This window comes from Xanthomonas campestris pv. campestris str. ATCC 33913 (genome assembly GCF_000007145.1).
Taxonomy (GTDB): Bacteria; Pseudomonadota; Gammaproteobacteria; order Xanthomonadales; family Xanthomonadaceae; genus Xanthomonas; species Xanthomonas campestris.
Map to the genome: position 1 here is coordinate 311,386 of NC_003902.1, position 15,942 is coordinate 327,327.

Consider the following 15,942-nt stretch of genomic DNA (forward strand, 5'->3'; position numbering starts at 1 on the left):
CGTCAGGCAGTGCGTTCGAACAACTCGCGGCCGATCAGCATGCGCCGGATTTCAGACGTGCCGGCGCCAATCTCGTACAGCTTGGCATCGCGCCACAACCGCCCGGTGGGGTACTCGTTGATGTAGCCGTTGCCGCCCAGCACCTGGATCGCTTGGCCGGTGAGCCAGGTGGCCTTCTCGGCGGCATACAGAATCGCGCCAGCCGCATCCTGGCGCGTGGTGCGGCCGGCATCGCAGGCGCGTGCCACGGCATAGACGTACGCACGGCACGCGTTGAGCCCCACGTACATGTCGGCCAGCTTGGCCTGCATCAGCTGGAAGGTGCCGATCGGCTCGCCAAACTGCTTGCGCTCGTGCACGTACGGCAGCACCACGTCCATGGCCGCGGCCATCAAGCCGAGTGGTCCACCCGCCAGCACCACGCGTTCGAAATCCAGCCCGGACATCAACACGCGCACGCCGCCGTTGAGCGTGCCCAGCACGTTTTCGGCCGGCACTTCGCAATCGGTGAACACCAGTTCGCAGGTGTTGGAGCCGCGCATGCCGAGCTTGTCGAGCTTCTGCGCGGTGGAAAACCCGGGCATGCCCTTTTCGACGATGAAGGCAGTGATGCCGCGCGCACCGGCGCTGGGGTCGGTCTTGGCGTACACCACCAGCACGTCGGCATCGGGGCCATTGGTGATCCACATCTTGCTGCCGTTGAGTACAAAGCGGTCGCCGCGTGCCTCGGCGCGCAGCTTCATCGACACCACGTCCGAGCCCGAACCGGCCTCGCTCATCGCCAGTGCGCCGACGTGCTCACCGGTGCACAGCTTGGGCAGGTAGCGCTGCTTCTGTTCGTGGGTGGCGTTCTTGCGCAGCTGGTTGAGGCACAGGTTGGAGTGCGCGCCGTAGGACAGCCCGATCGCACCGCCGGCACGCGAAATTTCTTCCATCGCCACCACGTGCGCCAGGTAGCCCATGCCGCTGCCGCCGTATGCTTCTTCCACGGTCAGGCCCAGCAGGCCCTGCTCACCGAACAGCCGCCACAACTGCGCGGGGAAGACGTTGTCGTGATCGGCCGCCGCGGCAAGCGGGGCGATATGGTGGCTGGCGAAGGCGGCCACGCTTTCGCGCAGCAGATCGATGTCTTCGCCAAGCTCGAAATTCAAGGACGGCACATGCATGAAACGGCTCCGCTAAGGATCGGGACGTGCCGGTGGGAGCGGGCAGGGCCGCGCGGCGTGGTGACCAGCGTAGCGGTCCTGATCGAAGAAGTGAACTAAAATTCAACTATTGAACCCGAACTCATCTCATGGCTTATCGACGCTCCGCCCTGATGGAAGAACGCCTGGCCGGCAACCGCGAACGCATCCTGCACGCGGCCCGTGCCCTGATCGCCGAGGGTGGTTACCGCAATGCGCCGGTCACCGCCGTGGCCGCGGCTGCCGGGGTTTCTACCGGGCAGATTTACCGGCATTTCCCCTCCAAAGCCGACTTGTTCGTGGAAGTTTTGAATGCCGCCGTCCAGCATGAAATGGGCATCCTGCGCGCCATCAGCGCCGAGCCGGTGAGTGCGGCCGAGCGCCTGCGCAAGGCGATTGCCGCCTTCGTGCGGCGCGCGCTGGCTGGCCCGGCGCTGGCCTATGCCTTCATCGCCGAGCCGGTGGAGGGCGAAGTGGATGCCGAACGCATCCGCGGTCGGCGCCTGTTCGGCGAGGTCTTTCGCCAGTTGCTGGCCGAAGGCGTGGCGGCCGGCGAGTTTCCCGAGCAATCACTGGACGCCGCCGCGGCCTGCATCGTCGGCGCCTTCACCGAGGCGCTGGTCGGCCCGGTGGCGCCCAGCCGGCACGACCCGCAACAGGGCGAGCAGCTGGTGGAAGCCATCTGCGGTTTCTGCCTGCGGGCGGCGGGAGCGCGCGGGCCGGGCTGACAGCGCGCTGACTGTGCCGCGGCTGTGCTTCACCAGTGCGATTTGCTGTGCATATACTGTGCACTCACCTTGCCGGAGCCGCGCGATGGTTGCTGTCCTCAACCCCCTGGCCCTGACCGAACGCCTACGCGTGCCGGACCGGACCATCCTCTCGCCATCGGCGATGGCCGGCCTGCTGGATCTCTCCCAACAGGAACTGGCCGAACTCGCTGGCGTGCACCGCAACAGCCTGCGGGTGCACCCGGAAAGCCCGCGCGTGCAGGACTTGCTACGCAATCTTTCGCGCCTGCTGGTGGCAATGGCGCAGATCCAGCCGGATGAGCGCCAACTGGTGTTTCATTTGAAAAACACCCCGATCCCGGCGTTCGAATTCGCCACCTTGCTGGAGGTGGTCAAGCAGGGCCGCACCGACGATGCGCTGACCTATCTGCGCACCGTGGCCGCCGGAGCGGCTGGTTGAAGCTGAGCGCCCCGGCGCAGTGCACCTTGTATCGCGCGTTCACCCCACGCTGGGCGGCCGAGCCGCTGAGCGGCGCCGGCGCGGCGCGCTCGGGTGGACGCTTCAACCGCTTTGGGCAGCCGGCGCTGTATCTGTCGCTGCACCTGGACACCGCCGCTGCCGAGTACGCCCAGGCCGCGCCGTTCCTGCCGCCCTTCACCCTGGTGAGCTATCGCGCCGACCTGCCGGCACTGGCCGATGTGCGGCTGCTCGACGCGAGCTGGGATGCGCTGTGGGCCGACTGGACCGATGACTGGCGCAAGGCGCTGGTCAACAAGGTCGAACCGGTCAGCTGGGTGCTTGGCGACCTGCTGCGCGAGGCGGCGATTCCCGGGGTGATCTTTCCCAGCATGGCGCAGCCTGGTGGCGTCAACGTGGCGCTGTTCCTGGACATGCTGCAGCCCGAGCAGGTGTTGCACGTGCTCGACGATGGCCGGCTGCCGCGTGATGGGCGCAGCTGGGCAGACCCGGCGGCGGAACGTCCCCCGGAATAACCCGGCGCTCGGCCCACCCGCTGATCGACACCGTGTGCGAAACAGGTCATGGATTGTTTCGGCGACATGAGCCTGGTGTGGGTCGATCAACCTCTCGGCAATTCGGCATTGCCGTACCGCCCGGCGACGTTGCGCTGAGACGCGGCACTGCATGCAGTGCGCCATGGCCTAACCACTACGCGCCTTTACCCAGCCAAGGTGTGGCCTGCACGATCGCCATGGCTGTGCCGCCTGTGCCATCGGAAGTCACTCAGGCTTTCGCAACCGTCGCGCCGCGGTCGGCAGCAACGCCACGCGTCAGTGCAGCAGCGCGAACGCCATCCCGGCGACGACAGGTGCAGCAATGGCTGCCGGCAAGATCAGGCCGCGCCGGTACGGCAGCAACCACAGCGACAACACCGCCGCGCCTGCGCTCAGCGTGCCCAGCCACAGTACGCTGCCGATGCCCCAGCCTTGCGCCGACACCGCCAGCGCAAAGGTGACCAGCAACAGCAGCCATCCCAGCGCGCGCAACTGACGTGAGCGGGTCATGCCCAGCGCGCGCCCACGCACCTCGTGCTGGTGTTTTTCCATCGCCAGGCACAAGGCCGCGAAGCCGGAAAAATTCAAGGCCAGCAACAGCACTACGCTCATGCGCCTTCCTGCACAGGCAGCGCGTTTTGCGGCGCAGGCGTGGCTTGCGCGCGGGCCTTGCGTGCCGCGGCGGATTGCGGCGCCTTCCAGTGCTGCAGGCGCCAGCCCGCGATGCCCAGGCACACGCCCAGGCCCAGGCACACCAGATCCACGCCGGCCAATGCCCATTGGCCTGCCGGCACGGTCACGCCGAGGTGCAGGTCGGTGGTCAGCGCGTTGAGCAGCGGCACCAACGCGAACAAGCCTGCGCCCAGGTACAGCTGCCAGCTCCACATCGCACGCCGCGGCCACACGAAGGCGGCGAGCAAGGCGCCACCCCAGGCGGCGAAGAACAGATGTGCTTCCATCGCCGCACGCGCTTCCAGCGCCACCGGCACCAGCCGGTTGGCCCAGAAAAACGCGGCGAACGCGATTGGCAGGCCGGCCACCGTGCCGATGTTGAGCGCGTCCACCAGGCGCAGCCCGAACCCGATGCGTCCAGCCTTGGCATGCTTGGGGCGTTCTTTCACGGCCCACATCACCACGCCGCTGGCCACCATCAGGCAGCCGAGCAGACCGGAACCGAAGAACAGCGCGCGCATCCAGCCACCGGCGAAATGAGCGATATGCAGGCCCACCATCACCCCGCGGGTCTGGCTGGCGCCGCCGGGCGCGCCGCTGTACTGCAGGCGTTGCCCGCTGACGGCGTCATAGAGGATGGACGGCGCATCGTTGGATAGGTCGTCCGCCCGCTGGGTTACGCCCACCGCCGCATGCGCATCGTTGGGCAGCGATACCGCCACCGTGCCAACATCGTCGCCACGCCAGTCGCTGCGCGCGCGCGCCACAAACTCCTCCAGCGGCCGCATGCGCGCCGGCGTGCCTGCCGCGGTGCGCGTGTCCGCGACGCGATTGGCGGACTCTTCGTAGAACCGCATTTCGTTGTCGGGGTACTGCGCCTTGATGCCCCACGGCAGGTACATGAACATCAAGGTCACGATGCCGGTATAGGTGATCATCGCGTGGTACGGCAACGCGGTCACCGCGCTGACGTTATGAAAATCCAGCCACGAACGCAGGCCTTTGCCCGGGCGGAACGTAAAGAAATCCTTGAAGATCTTTTTGTGGGTGATCACGCCGCTGATGATCGCCACCAGCATGAACATCGCGCAGAAGCCGACGATGTAACGCGCCCACACCACCGGCAGGTAATGCAGGTCGAAATGCAGCCGGTAGAAGAAATCCCCGCCCAGCGTGTCGCGCGCGCTGATCGGGTTGCCGGTGGCCGGGTCGATGATGGCGTTGCCATACAGCTCGCGTCGGCTGAGCGTCTTGCCCGGCGGCGGCGCGGGATTCTGCCAATACATGGTCACCACCGGCGTGCGCGCATCCGGCAGCGTGATGTTCCAGCTTTGCGCATCGGGCGCGTGCGTTTGCAGATAGCGCTCGGCGCTGCGCATTGCCACCGCGCTGCTCACCGTGGTGGTGGGCAGTTCCGGGCGCATCCAGCGGCTGAGTTCGTCGCGGTAATAACTCGCGGTACCGCCCATGAAGATCAGCAGCAACACCCAGCCCACCAGCAGCCCGGTCCAGGTGTGCAGCCATGCCATCGATTGGCGAAACCCCTGCTTCATGCCGCGCCCCGTTGCAGCCACGCAGCGGCTGCGAACATGGCCACGGCCGGCACGCCGATGCCGACCCAGGCGCGCAGCACGCTGGCAGTGGCAAACGCCCACAGCGGCGCGCAGGCACACACCACGATGCCCACCAGCATGCTGGTCAGCACCGCCTCGCTGCGCGGCATCGGCAGCACCACTGCGAGCAGCAGGTTGGTCGCGCTGGCCAGCGCATAGCCACCGCCGATCGCGGCCACGCTGCGCCCAAGCACACCCAGCCAGGGGCGCTTGAACCAGGGAGCGGGCAGGGGCGAAGCCATGGACATGCGCAGGACGGTGGCGGCTTACTCGGCCAGGAAGGTCAGCGTGGTGATGTGGTGCACCACCGACACCGGCTTGCCGGCGATCTCACGCGTCACCGGCTCCTTGTTGGTCACCACCATGATGTGGCGGCCAGCACGCAGTGTTGGCAGCGTCACCTGGCCCTGTGCATCGGAGGTCAGCGTCTTCTGCCACTTCTGCGGGTCGATCAGGGTGACCTCGGCCTTGGGCAGCGGCTTGTTGCGATACATCACCGTGAACGTCTTGCCGTTGGCGGTGGTGGGCACCGGCTCGAAGTCGAGCTTGGCGCTGGTGCTGCTGCGGCCGGCGCGCGCGTAGTAGCTCACCGTCTCGAAGGTCTCGCCTTCGCCCTTCCACGGCTCGAACACCGCATCGTCCTTGAGCCAGGCATCGCCGGCGCCGGACAGTGGCGCTGTCAGGTACTCGCTGCCGCGCTGCAGGGCACCGGCCTCGCCGGCGGCGCCGAACACGGTCGGCTTGACCACGCGCTTGATTTCGTCCTGGCCGTGGTCGAGGGTTTCCTGCGCCGGCTCACCGAAATAGATGCGGACCGGGCCGCTGCCGTCGCGCTCGATCCAGATCTCGTGGGCCTGCGCGGAGGACAGGCTGAGGCTGGCCGCGGCCAGGCAGGACAGCAGGAAGGATTTCATCGGACACCTCGTCGAACGCGGGAGTGAGCGCGCTAAACGCGCCATCAGTGGATGGTAATGATACGCAATTCCCGCAACCGAGACCAACGCACATGCGGCGCTGCGGCATTTTTCGAGCGGCCGCGAGCGTGTCGCAACCTTGGATGCAACGCGTGCCCAGTCATTGCAAGGGGTGTTGCACAGAGCGCGACGCCGGGCGCGCAGAGCGGCGCGAACTGTGCTCTATACTCCGGCGCTAGCAGAGGTCTTCGACCAACAGCCAGGGGTGAGCGCGTGCGGAATTACGACCTCGAGTTCCTGAAAAAATTCTCGATGGTGATTGGCTTGCTGGTAGTGATCACTCTGGGCTTGATCGCCCTGGCGGCCTATCTGCAACGTGCGGTCCCCGATGAAGTGTCGCCCACAGCCGCCAAGCGCCTGCAGCAACGCATTGCGCCGGCCGGCGCGGTCTATGCAGGCACCACCGGCGCCGCGGCGCAGGCCGCCGCCCAGGCTGCGGCACTGGCCAAGGCCTCGTCGCAATCCGCCTACGGTGGCAGCACCGACGGCAAGACCATCTTCGACAACCTGTGCACCGCCTGCCACACCACCGGCGTGGGCAAGGCGCCGACGCTGGACCACTCGCATTGGGACGCGCGCATTGCGCAGGGCAAGGACACGCTCTACAAGCACGCGATCGAGGGCTATACCGGCCCGGATGGCGGCATCATGCCGGCCAAGGGCGGCAACCCCGCGCTTACCGAAGAACAAGTGCGCGCCACCGTGGACTGGATGCTGTCCAACCTGAAATAGGGGCTGTCCGCGCCAAAGCGCCACGTGTCATCGCGCTTTGCATGCTTGGGCTAACGACAGCGGGTGCGTAACATTCGCTGCGGCGGTATGCGTCCGCAGCGATGGCCGGCGCACTGCGTCATCCTGCGACTGCCGTGTCCTGCCTGCGCCGCCGTCCTGGCGGCGTTTGTGTTTGTCTTCCCTTGAACGTGTGGAGTGTCTCGATGCTGCATTGTCCGTTTGTCGTGCTGGGCCTGATCGGCCTGTTGGCGCCCGTGTTGTGCCGCGCCGCCGAAGGCGCGCCGCAGCGCCTGACCATTGCCGACGTGCAGGGCGAGGACACCCGCAGCCCGTTCGACGGCCGCCTGGTCGAGGTGGAAGGCATCGTCACCGCCGATACGCGCTTGGGTCTGGCGGGCCTGTTCGTGCAACAGCCCGGCACCGAGCCGCGGCGCTCGCACGGGGTGTTCGTGACCGGCGCCGGCGAGGCGCAGGTGGCGGTGGGCGACCGCGTGCGGATCGTGGGCACGGTGCGCGAGGTCGGTGCTGGCGGCGACGCCAGCCTGACCACGCTGCAGGCCACCACGCTCGAGGTGCTGGCCAGCAACCAGCCGGTGCCGGTGCGCATGCTCAGCGGGCCGCCGGCCAACTGGGAAGCACTGGAAGGCGAACACGTTCGCCTGGCCGCGGTCACGCTCAATGGCAGCGACCGCCTGGCCAGCAACGGCGAGCTGATCGCCGCCTTTGGTGGCCGGTTGTGGCAGCCCAGCGAAGTGGCCGCGGCCGGCACGCCCGCCTTCGCGCAGACCGAAGCCGACAACGCGCGCCGCCGGGTGTTGCTGGACGACGCGCGCAACGGCCGCACGCCAAAGGCCGTGTCCTACCTGCCGGCCGAGGCGAACTTACGTGTGGGCAGCCTGCTCAGGCAGGTCGATGGCATTGTCGATCAGCGCTACGACGGCCAGTACCGCATCCAGGTGCTGGCGCCGCTGACGCTGCCCGCACTGCCTGCGCCGGTGGCACCGCAGGTGGGCGGCGATCTGCGCATCGCCTCGTTCAACCTGGAGAACTTCTTCAACGGCAACGGGCGCGGCGGCGGCTTCCCGACCAAGCGCGGGGCGCGCACGCACGAACAGTTCCAGGCGCAGCTGGCCAAGCTGGTGGCCACCATCGTGCCGCTGCAGGCCGATGTGGCCGCGCTGATGGAACTGGAAAACGACGGCAACGACGGCGACACCGCCGTGGCGCAGCTGGTGGCTGCGCTCAACGCCGCCGGTAAGGACAAGGATTGGCGTTTCGTGGACAGCGGCAGCGGCCCGGGCGACGACGCGATCCGCGTCGGCATCGTGTACCGCAGCACCCAGGTCACCCCGGTCGGCAAACCGGCCACGCTGACCGGCGGGCCGTTCGACAGCCATAGCCGGGTGCCATTGGCGCAAGCGTTCCGCAGCAGCCGCGGCGCGACCTTCGTGGTGGTGGCCAACCACTTCAAGTCCAAGGGCTGCGGCAACGCCAGTGGCGCCGATGCCGATCAGCACGATGGCCAGGCCTGCTGGAATGCCACCCGCACCGAGTCGGCCAAGCGCCTGCACCAGTGGCTGCAGAGCGACCCCACCGGCGCGCAGACCAAGCTGGCCGTGTTGCTGGGCGACTTCAACGCCTATGCGATGGAAACGCCGATGCGCAGCCTGCGCGCCAGCGGCTGGCAGGACGCCTTTGCCGTGGTCGGCGTGAAGCAGCCTTACAGCTACGTCTACGACGGCATGAGCGGCCGCTTGGACCACGCCCTGCTGAGTCCGGCGATGGCCAAGCAGCTGCGTGGCGCAGCGGAATGGCACATCAACGCCGACGCGATGGACGATGCCGGCTATGCCAAGCGCAACCTGCCAGGCCCGTGGCGCAGCTCCGACCACGACCCGGTGCTCTTGGGATTCGCGCTCTGAGCGCACTTCCACGCGCGGCAGCAGCGCGCGCTGCTGGCCGATCACCCGCCGGCTGGGTCAGGCCAGCCGGCGGTGCGCCGCGGCCGGCACGCGTGCAGGCTTGCCCAGTGGACCTGCGTGTGCGGGCGGGGAGCGGGGTGTCGCCGGCCCTGCCTTGCCGAGCCGCGGCGAGCCGATCGCCCGGGGCGTGCGGCGCTTAGCGAGCGCAATGCACATGGCGGCGCAAGCGCAGGTTGACCAGATGGGCGCCGGCCAGCAGCAGGCTGCTGGCGACCGTGACCGGCGTCTCCAGCGCGGCACCCAGTAGCCCGCTGGCGCCCAGCACCAGCCCGGCCAGCCCGAACACCGCCAGCCCCCAGAGCGGTGCTGGCAACCGGTGGCGGCGATGGCTGCTCCAGAGTGCGTAGCCACTGAGCGGCACCGCGGCGGTGGCGAAGACTACATGCACCCATTCGGCTTGCTCCCAGCGCCCCAACAGCGGCAGCGCCGCCGCCAGCAGCGGCAAGGCCAGGCAGTGCAGCAGGCACAGGCTGGACAGGGCAATGGCCGAGCTGTCCAGCGCAGACGCAGAGGCGCGCATCGATCGTTCTCTGAAATGGCGAGTTGTTATACAGTAACATTTCTAGCCACGAGAGTTCGCCATGCCTGTCCTCGCTCCCCGCGATTCGCGCCTGCCCGTCACCGTGTTGTCCGGCTTCCTGGGCGCCGGCAAGACCACCTTGCTCAACCGCATCCTGCACAACCGCGAGGGGCTGCGGGTGGCGGTGATCGTCAACGACATGAGCGAGATCAACATCGATGCGCAGCTGCTACGCGAGGGTGGGGCGGCGCTGCGGCGCACCGACGAGACGCTGGTGGAATTCAGCAATGGCTGCATCTGCTGCACGCTGCGCGACGACCTGCTGCAGGAAGTGAAGCGCCTGGCCAGCGAGCGCCGCTACGACTATCTGTTGATCGAATCCACCGGCATCGCCGAGCCGATGCCGGTGGCGGCCACCTTTGCGGTGCGCGATGCCGATGGTTTCAGCCTGTCGGATATCGCCCGGCTCGACACCATGGTGACGGTGGTGGACGGCAGCCGTTTTCTCGAGGATTTCGGCTCTGCGGCCACGCTGGCCGAGCTCGGCCAGCAAGCCGGCCCGGACGATACGCGCGGGCTGGTGCAATTGCTTGGCGACCAGGTGGAGTTCGCCGACGTGCTGGTGATCAGCAAGTGCGACCAGATCGACACGCCGCGTCTGCACCGCCTGCATGCCGTGTTGCGTGCGCTCAATCGCGATGCGGCGATCGTCGATGCCGCGCATGGCGAGGTGCCGCTGCGGCAGCTGCTGGACACCGGGCGCTTCGACTTCACCCGCGCGCAGCTGGCGCCGGGCTGGATGCAGGAGTTGCGCGGCCAGCACACGCCGGAGACCGAGGAATATGGCATCACCAGTTTCGTCTATCGTGCGCGCCGGCCGTTTCATCCGCAGCGTTTTGCGCGCATGGTGCAAGGTGGGCTGCCGCAGGTGATTCGCAGCAAGGGATTTTTCTGGTTGGCCAGCCGCATGGATTGGGTTGGCGAATTGTCCAGCGTGGGTGGCGCGACCCAGACCAATGCAGCGGGCTTCTGGTTTGCCGCACGCCATCGCGTGGATGCGCATGCCATCGGCGAGCCGCTGCAGACCAGCATCACGCCATTGCCGTATACCGATATCGGCTGGCAGCGTCAGCAGACGCAATGCTGGACCGCGCCGCTGCCGCAACTGCACGAGGTTGGCGATGCCAGCGAGTACGCCGCGATGCAGCGGCTGTGGCACCCGCTATGGGGCGACCGTCGCCAGGAGCTGGCGGTGATCGGCGTGGACATGGATGCGCCGCGCACGCGCGCTGCGCTGGATGCCTGCCTGCTCAGCGATCACGAACTGCGCCAGGGCCCGGCGCAATGGCAACTGCTGGACGATCCGTTTCCGCACTGGCAGCGTTGATGGTGGATTGCATCACGCTGTCGACATCCGTTCGCCTGGTACCGGATGCAATCGGCAGCAGGCTGCATCCCCAGTACGGCGTGCGGATGTGCCGCACTGGGTGGCGTCGCATGTTTCACCTGCGGCTGCGCGCGGCGTGCACCTGCAAGCTGCGCTGTCCGGATCTTCAGTAGTAGCCGTTGTCGATTGCCTCTTGATGGGCATCTCTTTCTTTTTCGAAAGACTGTCGACGCTGTTCGGCGGTGGTGGGGATGCCTGACATCAGGCGCGGCGCTCCCAACCTTTCCAGCTGGTCGTCGGTGCTTCTGACGATCTGTTCCAACGCAAGCATGTTCTGGTAGCCCTGCATCATGCGTTGCAGGCGCCGTATCTGCTCCTTGGGTGCGTCGCCTTGCTTCAATGACTCCAGGCGCCGCTGCGCGCGTGCGTAGTTTCTGGCCAGGGCGGCTCTGTCGACGGATTTACGCCGTGCCTTGAGTACTTCGCGCCGGTTGTGCTGCATGGCGTCCATCTGCACCATGGCCAGGCCGCTGCTCGTGGTGCGCGGTGCGCGGATGTCTTCCATCGGTGCCAGTGCGACCAGCAGTGCCTCGAGCTGACTATCGCGGACCTCGTTGCGCCACGCGATCAGGGCCGCCCGTGTCTTGAGCAGGTGTTGCTCCTGTGGAGTTGCCTCGCGGTCCTCCATGAACAGCTGCTTTTGAATATCGCTGCACTGCCTGGTGATCTCTTCCAGTTGCAGATCCAGGCGGCGCAACGAGGGCTGCCGTCCGGGCTGGGGACGTGGGGAGGGCAGCGACGATTGCGCGGGCGTGATCGGCACCGGGGGCGATGCCGGCTTGTCGTGCTGCGGCGGCTGGCCCTCGTCACGGCGCATTCTTTCGGGAATGGGCGGTTGCATTCTCGGATCGACGGGGCGTTGCGGCCCGTGCAGTTGCTGCGCACGCGCTGGCTTGGGCGGAACCGACATCGACTGTCTTGTGGGCGGGGTCTGTTGCGGTTGCGGTTGCGGTCGCTGCACCCGCTCATGATCCGTTGCGTTGGGCACCGGTGGCTGCCAACGCTGATCGACGCGGGCCTGCGTTCCGTGCTGTTGTTGCGTGCGACCGGGCGTCACGGCTGCCGTGTGCGCAGGTGGGCTTTCCACTGTTTCAAGCGTTGGAGAAGAGCCCATGCACGTCAACGGCAACTGCTTGCGTAACGATGCCAGCGATTTACGCGCCGAGGCGAGCATGCCGCGATGGGATTTCGACGCGCCCTGTGATGTTGTTGACTTGGGAGCCTGAGAGAGCGGGTGCTGCGGTGACGCACCTGGAATCAACGGCGTCGTCTTGTTCGGATTGGCGCCGTGCGGTTCCGGGGCGACGCGATGGCGGCTGTTAAACAACTGACTCAGGCGCATCACACACTCCCTTGGGTCGTTTGCACGCATGATAGCCAGCGCTGCATCCCCCTCAAGGCGAGTTGCGAACCGGCGTCGCGCCGGCCGAATGCCGCCATCAGCCCAACCGCATGCCCCAGGCGATCGCTGCGATTGCCGGCGCCGCCAGCAACAGCCCCAACCAGCCGCGGCGGCCGATGCGCTCGCCAAATGCCAGCTTGCCGACGAGTGCTCCCAGGATGACCACGCCCAGGTTCATGCTGGCGAAGACGGTGGCCGGGCTATGCGGCAGTAGCTGATGGGCGCGCACGTAACACAGGATGTTGCCGAAATTGAGCGCGCCAAGCAGCACGCCGGCGAGCAGGTTGCGAAAGCTCAGGCGCGCAACACCGCCCCGGCGAACAACCTGCAGGCCAAGCATCAGCACACCTGCCAGCGCAAAGCACAGCGTCAACGACGTCAGCGACGGCGTACCGGCCTGTGCGATGTGCTTGAGCAACAGATCGATCAGGGCAAAGCCCAGCCACACGCCTGCCAGCCATGGCCAGCCGATCGAGGCCGGCGCTGAATCCGCACCGGCGGCCTGACGTGGCCGTTGCAGGATGCAGACGATGGCCAGCAGACCCAGACCCAGTCCCGCCAGCTTCCAGGCATTGACCGGTTCACCAAAGAGCGTGAACGCCGCCGCCAGCGAGAGCAGGAGCGACAGGCGTTGGGCAATGTCGGTACGGACGATGCCGGCGGTGGCGACCGCGCGTGCCAGCAGCATGAAGATCGACGGCAGCGCCACCGCCAATGCAAACAGTGCCAGCCAGGGCGTGGTCGGCGCGCGCAGCGTGTCCAGTGACGGATGCAGGGTCAGCCACGCAAGCAGCGCGGCAGTGGCGTAGTTCCAGGTGATCGCCTGCGCAGCGTCCAGGCGATAGCGCGGCAGCAGCTTGAGAACCACCGACACCAGGACACTGCAAACGACGGCAAACAGCAGAAAATGCATGGGCAACGCAACGAAGTGTGCAGGCAGGGCGATGAACGCGGCCGGCGGGGCGGCTATTATGACGGTATGTCCAATCCCTTATTCCCCACCGAATCGGCTGCACTGACGTTGGACGGGCCGGTCGGCCCGCTCGATGTCGCGGTCGATCTGCCCGAGCCGGACGTTGCCGTGCAACCGGTCACCGCCATCGTCTGCCACCCGCTCTCCACCGAGGGCGGCAGCATGCACAACAAGGTCGTCACCATGGCTGCGCGCGCGCTGCGCGAGTTGGGGATCACCGTAGTGCGCTTCAATTTCCGCAGTGTCGGCAACTCGGCCGGTGCGTTCGATCATGGCGAAGGCGAGCAGGACGACCTGCGTGCGATCGCCGCATGGGTGCGCAGCCAGCGCCCGGGCGACACGCTGTGGCTGGCCGGTTTCAGCTTCGGGGCGTATGTGTCGTTGCGCGCCGCCGGCTCGCTCGCACCGCAGGTGCTCATCTCGATCGCGCCGCCGGCCGGGCGCTGGGATTTCAGCGACGTGCAGCCGCCGGCACACTGGCTGGTGATCCAGGGCGATGCCGACGAGATCGTCGACCCGCAGGCGGTCTACGACTGGCTGGAGACGCTGGACCAGCAGCCCACGCTGGTGCGCATGCCCGACACCAGCCACTTCTTCCACCGCAAATTGATCGACCTGCGCGGTGCGCTTCAGCACGGTGTGCGGCGCTGGCTACCGGCCACGCCCTGAGTGCGACAGCTTGCAGGTGCATTGCCAGACGATGCGCCGTTGAACGGCGCCGGCCACGGCCGGCCCGCGGAGAAACACGATGAGTGAGATGACCCCGTCGCAGCGCTACGCCGCCGGCGTACAACGTGGCGACTGGCGCGCCGATCCTGCGCAGCAGGCGGCCCTGGCCGAGCTGGACCGGATCCACGAAGCACTGGTGGACAGTGCGCAGGACGGCTGGCTGGATCGGCTGTCGGCGTTCTGGAAAAAACCCGAGCCGGTGCGCGGGCTGTATTTCTGGGGTGGTGTGGGGCGCGGCAAGACCTTCCTGGTCGACCTGTTCTACGACGGCCTGCCGATCAAGCAGAAGTACCGCACCCACTTCCATCGCTTCATGCGCGGCGTGCATGAGCGCCTGCGCGAGCATGCCGGGCAGAGCGACCCGCTGGCCAAGATTGCCCAGGAATGGCGCGAAAACCTGCGCGTGCTGGTGCTGGACGAATTCTTCGTCACCGACATTGGCGATGCGATGCTGCTGGCGCGCCTGCTCGAGCGCCTGTTCGCCGAAGGCGTGACCTTGGTGACCACCTCCAACACCGCACCGGAAAACCTGTACGCCAACGGCTTGCAGCGCGACAGCTTCCTGCCGGCGATCGGCTTGCTGCAGAAGTTCTGCGTGGAGCTCTACGCCGAGGGCACCGAGGACTACCGCATGCGCGCGCTGACGCGGTCCCCGGTGTACCGCGCGCCGCTGGATGCGCAGGCCGATGGCTGGCTGGCGCAGCGCTGGGCGGAGTTGAGCGGCAATGCCGAGGCGCGCAGCGGCAACATCGAGATCGAAGCGCGCAAGATCGCCGTGCGTGCGCGTGGCAAGAGCATCGCCTGGTTCGATTTTGCCGCGTTGTGCGAAGGCCCGCGCGGGCCGGCCGACTACATCGAGATCGCCCGCGAATTCACCACCGTGCTGTTGGGCGGCATCCCCCATTTTGACCGCATGAACGAAGACGCCGCCCGCCGCTTCGTCAACCTGATCGACGAGTTGTACGACCGCCACGTCAATCTGGTCTGCACTGCGCAGGACGCACCGCCGGCGTTGTACAGCGGCCAGCGCCTGGCCGGCGCATTCGAGCGTACCGCTTCGCGCCTGATCGAAATGCAGAGCGCCGACTATCTGGCAACCGCGCATCGCGCATGAGTGCGCAGACGCGCCCTGCGCCGGGTCGCCACACGATCCGCGTCAGCGAAGACGACTGCGGGTTGGGCCAGTTTGGCGGTGGCGCGTGGTTGAGCGATGCGGCGTTGTGGCCCAGCGATCCGTCGACCGGCCGGCCCATGACGCCGATTGTCATGCTGACCGATCTGTTCCTGCCCAGCGTCTGGTTGGCCGACGACATGGCTGTGACGGTCTTCGCGGCACTGGGCCGCGAAAGCGACGCGTACAACCGGACAGCGCTGCGCACGTTCACCATCCACCAGCAGAGCGAGCTCGAAAAGATCGATGCTGGCCACAGCAAGGTGGTGTTGCACCGACGTGCCGCGCGCGAAATGGTGCGCGAGACGGTGATGCTCCCGCGGCATTTTGTGGGACTGCAGCCCTTCGACGAACGCGATGCTGAGGAAGAGGCCGAAGATGCCGACAACGGTGCGGGCATGAGCAAGCAGCTGGGCCGCCCGTACTGGCTGCAGGACCCCATCCATGCGCATCCGCGTCATTACTTCCTTTCCCAGTTCGTCGAGTCGGACCTGCGTCAGCAGGACCCCGCCTACGATGGCCTGTTCGCCGACGGGACGGGTTACCTGTTTGCGGAACAGCGCGCCAAAGTACTGCGCGAAGGCGATACGGCTGGCTATTTCTTCATCCAGTTCACCTGAGCCCAGCCAAGCCCGGGCACTCGGGCGGGCGAGCGCTGCTCGGCGAATGCGGTGACGTCCAACCGCACCGGCATCCTGCGAAAGACGCAGGTGCGCAGACGCACTGCAACTGGATAACGGAGGGCAGGTGGGTGCTGTGTACCGATCCACTGCCCCGAGTTTTCCCGAACACAGACACAGG

General features: G+C 67.0%; 17 protein-coding genes. 9 read left to right on the plus strand and 8 right to left on the minus strand.

Going from position 1 to position 15,942, the window contains the following annotated elements; translation table 11 throughout:
* Nucleotides 1-2: 2 nt before the first annotated feature.
* Nucleotides 3-1,166 carry an isovaleryl-CoA dehydrogenase gene (locus XCC_RS01290; protein WP_011035501.1) on the minus strand — a complete coding sequence of 388 codons (1,164 nt, stop codon included), beginning with the start codon at nt 1,164-1,166 and terminating at the stop codon, nt 3-5.
* Nucleotides 1,167-1,294: 128 nt separating this feature from the next.
* On the opposite strand from XCC_RS01290, the gene XCC_RS01295 reads away from it, so the two are divergent.
* The 3 genes from XCC_RS01295 (at nt 1,295) to XCC_RS01305 (ending at nt 2,905) form a co-directional block, all read left to right on the plus strand.
* Complete coding sequence (locus XCC_RS01295) at nt 1,295-1,912, plus strand: TetR/AcrR family transcriptional regulator (RefSeq protein ID WP_011035502.1); 618 nt, start codon at nt 1,295-1,297, stop codon at nt 1,910-1,912.
* Nucleotides 1,913-1,997: 85 nt separating this feature from the next.
* A complete protein-coding gene (locus XCC_RS01300; protein WP_014509401.1) occupies nt 1,998-2,372 on the plus strand; it encodes a hypothetical protein in 375 nt (124 codons plus the stop codon).
* On the plus strand, nt 2,369-2,905 hold the full coding sequence (locus XCC_RS01305; protein WP_011035504.1) for an RES family NAD+ phosphorylase: 537 nt from the start codon (nt 2,369-2,371) through the stop codon (nt 2,903-2,905). The genes XCC_RS01300 and XCC_RS01305 overlap by 4 nt, the downstream gene beginning before the upstream one ends.
* Before the next feature lie 297 nt (nt 2,906-3,202).
* Here the strand turns inward: XCC_RS01305 and XCC_RS01310 are convergent, their stop codons facing one another.
* From XCC_RS01310 to XCC_RS01325, 4 genes are read right to left on the minus strand one after another with little or no spacing between them, the layout of a single operon-like run.
* Complete coding sequence (locus tag XCC_RS01310) at nt 3,203-3,538, minus strand: DUF3325 domain-containing protein (RefSeq protein WP_011035505.1); 336 nt, start codon at nt 3,536-3,538, stop codon at nt 3,203-3,205.
* Nucleotides 3,535-5,151, minus strand: coding sequence for a PepSY-associated TM helix domain-containing protein (locus XCC_RS01315; RefSeq protein WP_011035506.1), 1,617 nt, complete (start codon nt 5,149-5,151; stop codon nt 3,535-3,537). The genes XCC_RS01310 and XCC_RS01315 overlap by 4 nt, the downstream gene beginning before the upstream one ends.
* A complete protein-coding gene (locus XCC_RS01320; RefSeq protein WP_011035507.1) occupies nt 5,148-5,459 on the minus strand; it encodes a DUF3649 domain-containing protein in 312 nt (103 codons plus the stop codon). The genes XCC_RS01315 and XCC_RS01320 overlap by 4 nt, the downstream gene beginning before the upstream one ends.
* A gap of 18 nt (nt 5,460-5,477) precedes the next feature.
* Nucleotides 5,478-6,125 (minus strand): hypothetical protein, encoded by a 648-nt coding sequence (locus tag XCC_RS01325; protein ID WP_011035508.1) that lies wholly within the window; start codon nt 6,123-6,125, stop codon nt 5,478-5,480.
* Nucleotides 6,126-6,398: 273 nt separating this feature from the next.
* Here XCC_RS01325 and XCC_RS01330 point away from each other — a divergent pair, with 273 nt between their 5' ends.
* Nucleotides 6,399-6,917 carry a c-type cytochrome gene (locus XCC_RS01330; protein WP_011035509.1) on the plus strand — a complete coding sequence of 173 codons (519 nt, stop codon included), beginning with the start codon at nt 6,399-6,401 and terminating at the stop codon, nt 6,915-6,917.
* A 203-nt stretch (nt 6,918-7,120) separates the two neighbouring features.
* Nucleotides 7,121-8,839: an ExeM/NucH family extracellular endonuclease gene (locus tag XCC_RS01335; protein WP_012437054.1), complete on the plus strand. Its 1,719-nt coding sequence runs from the start codon at nt 7,121-7,123 to the stop codon at nt 8,837-8,839.
* A 196-nt stretch (nt 8,840-9,035) separates the two neighbouring features.
* Here XCC_RS01335 and XCC_RS01340 read toward each other — a convergent pair whose 3' ends face one another.
* Complete coding sequence (locus XCC_RS01340; protein ID WP_011035511.1) at nt 9,036-9,419, minus strand: MerC domain-containing protein; 384 nt, start codon at nt 9,417-9,419, stop codon at nt 9,036-9,038.
* Nucleotides 9,420-9,480: 61 nt separating this feature from the next.
* Between XCC_RS01340 and XCC_RS01345 the strand changes: the two genes are divergently transcribed.
* Entirely contained in the window at nt 9,481-10,806 is a 1,326-nt protein-coding gene (locus XCC_RS01345) for a GTP-binding protein (protein ID WP_011035512.1), read from the plus strand.
* A 166-nt stretch (nt 10,807-10,972) separates the two neighbouring features.
* Here the strand turns inward: XCC_RS01345 and xopR are convergent, their stop codons facing one another.
* On the minus strand, nt 10,973-12,208 hold the full coding sequence (gene xopR, locus XCC_RS22305) for a type III secretion system effector protein XopR (protein WP_011035513.1): 1,236 nt from the start codon (nt 12,206-12,208) through the stop codon (nt 10,973-10,975).
* A 97-nt stretch (nt 12,209-12,305) separates the two neighbouring features.
* Nucleotides 12,306-13,181, minus strand: coding sequence for an EamA family transporter (locus XCC_RS01355; RefSeq protein WP_014509391.1), 876 nt, complete (start codon nt 13,179-13,181; stop codon nt 12,306-12,308).
* 66 nt (nt 13,182-13,247) lie between these two features.
* Here XCC_RS01355 and XCC_RS01360 point away from each other — a divergent pair, with 66 nt between their 5' ends.
* From XCC_RS01360 to XCC_RS01370, 3 genes are all read left to right on the plus strand, one after another.
* On the plus strand, nt 13,248-13,910 hold the full coding sequence (locus XCC_RS01360) for an alpha/beta hydrolase (protein WP_011035515.1): 663 nt from the start codon (nt 13,248-13,250) through the stop codon (nt 13,908-13,910).
* Nucleotides 13,911-13,989: 79 nt separating this feature from the next.
* Nucleotides 13,990-15,084 (plus strand): cell division protein ZapE, encoded by a 1,095-nt coding sequence (gene zapE / locus XCC_RS01365; RefSeq protein WP_011035516.1) that lies wholly within the window; start codon nt 13,990-13,992, stop codon nt 15,082-15,084.
* Complete coding sequence (locus XCC_RS01370; protein WP_011035517.1) at nt 15,081-15,761, plus strand: hypothetical protein; 681 nt, start codon at nt 15,081-15,083, stop codon at nt 15,759-15,761. Before zapE ends, XCC_RS01370 begins: the two co-directional genes overlap by 4 nt.
* Nucleotides 15,762-15,942 lie beyond the last annotated feature (181 nt).

Bases quoted from the DNA above. Each gene is read 5' to 3' on its own strand.
- XCC_RS01290 (WP_011035501.1), bottom strand. From the start codon at position 1,166: ATGCATGTGCCGTCCTTGAATTTCGAGCTTGGCGAAGACATCGATCTG.
- XCC_RS01295 (WP_011035502.1), top strand. From the start codon at position 1,295: ATGGCTTATCGACGCTCCGCCCTGATGGAAGAACGCCTGGCCGGCAAC.
- XCC_RS01300 (WP_014509401.1), top strand. From the start codon at position 1,998: ATGGTTGCTGTCCTCAACCCCCTGGCCCTGACCGAACGCCTACGCGTG.
- XCC_RS01310 (WP_011035505.1), bottom strand. From the start codon at position 3,538: ATGAGCGTAGTGCTGTTGCTGGCCTTGAATTTTTCCGGCTTCGCGGCC.
- XCC_RS01315 (WP_011035506.1), bottom strand. From the start codon at position 5,151: ATGAAGCAGGGGTTTCGCCAATCGATGGCATGGCTGCACACCTGGACC.
- XCC_RS01320 (WP_011035507.1), bottom strand. From the start codon at position 5,459: ATGTCCATGGCTTCGCCCCTGCCCGCTCCCTGGTTCAAGCGCCCCTGG.
- XCC_RS01325 (WP_011035508.1), bottom strand. From the start codon at position 6,125: ATGAAATCCTTCCTGCTGTCCTGCCTGGCCGCGGCCAGCCTCAGCCTG.
- XCC_RS01335 (WP_012437054.1), top strand. From the start codon at position 7,121: ATGCTGCATTGTCCGTTTGTCGTGCTGGGCCTGATCGGCCTGTTGGCG.
- XCC_RS01340 (WP_011035511.1), bottom strand. From the start codon at position 9,419: ATGCGCGCCTCTGCGTCTGCGCTGGACAGCTCGGCCATTGCCCTGTCC.
- XCC_RS01345 (WP_011035512.1), top strand. From the start codon at position 9,481: ATGCCTGTCCTCGCTCCCCGCGATTCGCGCCTGCCCGTCACCGTGTTG.
- xopR (WP_011035513.1), bottom strand. From the start codon at position 12,208: ATGCGCCTGAGTCAGTTGTTTAACAGCCGCCATCGCGTCGCCCCGGAA.
- XCC_RS01355 (WP_014509391.1), bottom strand. From the start codon at position 13,181: ATGCATTTTCTGCTGTTTGCCGTCGTTTGCAGTGTCCTGGTGTCGGTG.
- XCC_RS01360 (WP_011035515.1), top strand. From the start codon at position 13,248: ATGTCCAATCCCTTATTCCCCACCGAATCGGCTGCACTGACGTTGGAC.
- zapE (WP_011035516.1), top strand. From the start codon at position 13,990: ATGAGTGAGATGACCCCGTCGCAGCGCTACGCCGCCGGCGTACAACGT.
- XCC_RS01370 (WP_011035517.1), top strand. From the start codon at position 15,081: ATGAGTGCGCAGACGCGCCCTGCGCCGGGTCGCCACACGATCCGCGTC.